At 63.4% G+C, this 3,037-nt stretch carries 6 protein-coding genes; all 6 read right to left on the bottom strand.

Features of this window, described 5'->3' with window-relative positions; translation table 11 throughout:
• Positions 1-500 (bottom strand): hypothetical protein (locus tag ACFFU4_RS17705; protein WP_377071222.1); only part of this gene is annotated, 500 nt, incomplete at its 3' end.
• Between the two features lie 70 nt (positions 501-570).
• On the bottom strand, positions 571-750 hold the full coding sequence (locus ACFFU4_RS17700; RefSeq protein ID WP_377071221.1) for a hypothetical protein: 180 nt from the start codon (positions 748-750) through the stop codon (positions 571-573).
• Between the two features lie 104 nt (positions 751-854).
• Positions 855-1,442: a hypothetical protein gene (locus ACFFU4_RS17695; RefSeq protein WP_377071219.1), complete on the bottom strand. Its 588-nt coding sequence runs from the start codon at positions 1,440-1,442 to the stop codon at positions 855-857.
• The gene (locus tag ACFFU4_RS17690; RefSeq protein WP_377071218.1) at positions 1,439-1,810 is read right to left on the bottom strand and encodes a hypothetical protein; all 372 of its coding nucleotides are present in this window, start codon (positions 1,808-1,810) and stop codon (positions 1,439-1,441) included. Before ACFFU4_RS17690 ends, ACFFU4_RS17695 begins: the two co-directional genes overlap by 4 nt.
• 1 nt (position 1,811) lies before the next feature.
• The gene (locus tag ACFFU4_RS17685) at positions 1,812-2,390 is read right to left on the bottom strand and encodes a hypothetical protein (protein ID WP_377071217.1); all 579 of its coding nucleotides are present in this window, start codon (positions 2,388-2,390) and stop codon (positions 1,812-1,814) included.
• Between the two features lie 3 nt (positions 2,391-2,393).
• The gene (locus ACFFU4_RS17680) at positions 2,394-2,939 is read right to left on the bottom strand and encodes a hypothetical protein (RefSeq protein WP_377071216.1); all 546 of its coding nucleotides are present in this window, start codon (positions 2,937-2,939) and stop codon (positions 2,394-2,396) included.
• Positions 2,940-3,037: the final 98 nt, after the last annotated feature.

Genomic DNA, 3,037 nt, shown 5'->3' with positions numbered 1-3,037 from the left:
GCATCGAGAGGGGGCGTGTGCCGCCCCTTTTGGCGCCTGAACACGGAATACCGGAAGCCCGGCACGACCTGCGCCGGGTGGTTCACCGGGGCTGTCCGGTTTCCCTTTGGGGTGGGGCTGTGCTTGAGCACCTTCACCTCCTTGTAGGGATCGAGAGTGGCCAGGTAGTCGTCACGGCGTGCTGTCATTTCCGCGAGGGTGCCGCGCGCGTTCAGATGCACCACGCGGTATTCATCCTGCCACGCGCCGTGCCCGCCCATCTCGATGGCCTCGACGCTGTTCTTGAGCCGGGTCGCCAGCATGAAGCAGAGCGTTTTCACATGCTCGGGTATCAAGCCTTGATCGTAATGCACGACCACCGTTCTTTCCGTTTCAGCCACGGTGACAGGCTCGACGCCATCGAATGTGCTCACGAACCAGTTATACCCGTCCATGCACTTGTGATCGTTCGGATCAGCCCCACTGCCAAAATGATGAATCAGGTTGCGATCCACATTCATGAGACAGCTCCGTAGATGTGATTGGCAAAATCCGTGTCGAATTCACCCTGCCAAGTGACGACATGGCCGTTCAGCTCGACGGCGTTTCCGCCGGAGGCGCCCGGGAAAATTCTTCTGCCGCCGGAATCGTCAGCCAGTCCGTCGCCCCCGTCTGCGCCCCATCCACCGCCTCCGCCGGTTCCATTTCCAGCGAGGCCCAATTGAATTCCGACTGCGTCATCACCTGGATTTCCAGCGCTTCCTCCAGCACCGCCTTCTCTTCCCTGGATATTACTCGCGTTCACGCTTCCCGCCCCACCGACGCCGGGAAGTATGCGCCCCCCGGCGCCTCCTGATGCTTCGTTAGTTGACATGTTAATTAGTCCCCGCCCCACCGCCGCCACTGCCACCGCCGTAGCCGCGGTCTAATTGGCCCACCTCACCCCCATCAGCGCCAGCGAAACCGACAGCACCCCCGGTTGCCCCGGCGGTGCCGCCGTCATCTCCTGAATTACCCCCGCCTGCGCCACCACCACCTGTCATAGAATTACCATCGATGTTTGCACCCGAGCCGCCGCCGCCCGCTACATAACCATTTGTCCCCCCCTCAATGGTGACATCCGTGCCCAGGGAGAGAGCCGGACCGCCATCGTTACCCCCTGTTGTGCCTGAATTCGGAGAGGTTCCGCCTTTCCCGATGATGTAGCCTTCCACGATCAGTTTCAGGCCACCAGGGAAGGCCCCCGTGGTCATCCCGGGGATCGCAGTATCGTCGGACCAGACATAGACACCGGCAGCGACCGTGATCTCGGCGTAGCTCGTGCCGTCCCAGCCCTGTCCCGTCGCCCATGTAGCGAGGTTCATCTCCTGCTGGTTCGTCGAAATCGTGGCGGTGAACGTGCCGCCACCACCGCCGCCTCCAGCAGCCGCGCCGTCGAATATACCCGTGCTGGGAAGCGTCATGCCGAGGCCCCTCCGTAGATCGTGGTGCCACCGTCATAGGTCCAGAAGGTGTAGGAGCGAGTCTCACCATCCGCCGGCGGGTCCAGGGCGGTCGCGCCACCCATCTCGATCATAGTCGGCAATGCCATCGTGTTGGTGCCCGTCGCCGTCACCGTGAGATGCCACATGGAAAAGCCCGCGGGAATGCTCGAGAAGGTGAGCGTGGCGTTGGCCGTAAGAGAGTACTGAAAGCTGTCACCCGTCGAGAGGTCGAGAGCGCTGGCCGTGATTGTTCCAGCGCTACTCCCTGAGGGTAGATCGCCCACCGTCGCCTTGTGGAGCGCTCCGGAGCGCTCCACCATAATCAGGTCTGTGGACTGCACCGCCATTTTACGGTGCCGCCGTCAGCTGCGAGATCGAGAAGTTGAGGGTTTGCCCGGAGAGGGTGAGCGGGTTGCTGTTCGTGGTGCCCCCCAGAGTGACCGCGGCGTGGCTCGCGCCAGCGAGCGTGTCGAGGTTCACCGCCCCGGTCACGGTGATATTGCCGAGCTTGTCGAACTGCGCTGGAACCATGAGGCCGGCATTGGTGACATTTGCCACCGGGATTGTCGCATTGGTGCCGCTCGACGACGTGACGGTGCCCTGCGTCGGGGAGGCAGTATAGCCGAGGTTTGCACCGCCCGCGACCACATCGAGGCCCTCTTCTTCGGCCACCTTCGTGAATGCGGCGCCGCGCCAGACGTAGATCGCCCAGCCCGTGCTGACCGTGGCATCGGCCGAGGCATCGAGCACGAAAACCCGGTCACCAATGCTCAGGTTGCTGATGGCGTTTCGGGCCGTGATGTCGGCCACGTCGAACTGCGACGTACCAATATTTTCTTCGACATAGGCGAGAATGTCGGATCCGAGGGTGTGGTACACCGCCCCGGCCCGCTCGATAACAAAGTAGTCAGAACCTTGCAGTGCCATCTCTTATCCTCTCGATAGCGTGGAAATGTCATGGCGCAGCTCCGCGCCGACGATCTTGAAGCCGGGGCCGGCGGACAAGCCGGAAGTCGATGCTTTTGCCGCGTAGTGACGGGCCGAAAACAGCCCCGGTTCGACCTCCACATCCTCAGGGCTGGAGGCCCATTCCCGGGCCTTGTCGCGGGCAGCCTGGGCCGCGGACACGAGTATGGGTGGAGGTGCGGGCCCGAGCGCGGTTTGCAGGTCGGCCGACCCGGCCGCGACCATGTCCTGGTCAACGGTGAGCACACCGTTATGCGACACATCATCCTTGCTCACGGACATCTCGTATTGTCCGGCCGCGAGCGCAACGCCGCCCGTGAAGGCCGCGCCATCCAGCACCCCGATCGCACCGGTGGCGTCCGTCCGCCCAGTTACCGCGCGCGGCACCCAGGCCGCGTCGCCCGAGGACGCCACGTATTTCTGTTTCGGCACGATAGAGACGTCGGCCTCGGTGACCGGCGCGCCGTCGGTGCCGTAGAAAATGCCTGTGATCGTCGCGGTTCCGAGCACGTCTGTCGCTCCCTGTTCTGGTTGAGCCTAACCCGCGGCGGCGGCGGGTGTCAGATGAAGGCGGGTCATGCCATCGTGTCGTCGCCCGTCGGGGGCGA

This window comes from Roseovarius ramblicola, from assembly GCF_042430665.1.
GTDB lineage: Bacteria > Pseudomonadota > Alphaproteobacteria > Rhodobacterales > Rhodobacteraceae > Roseovarius > Roseovarius ramblicola.
The sequence above is the reverse complement of the archived record's forward strand: the minus strand, read 5'-3'. Positions and strand labels throughout refer to the sequence as shown.

Excerpts from the sequence above, each read along its gene's own strand:
- ACFFU4_RS17695 (WP_377071219.1), bottom strand. The coding sequence starts at position 1,442 with ATGACGCTTCCCAGCACGGGTATATTCGACGGCGCGGCTGCTGGAGGC.
- ACFFU4_RS17690 (WP_377071218.1), bottom strand. The coding sequence starts at position 1,810 with ATGGCGGTGCAGTCCACAGACCTGATTATGGTGGAGCGCTCCGGAGCG.
- ACFFU4_RS17685 (WP_377071217.1), bottom strand. The coding sequence starts at position 2,390 with ATGGCACTGCAAGGTTCTGACTACTTTGTTATCGAGCGGGCCGGGGCG.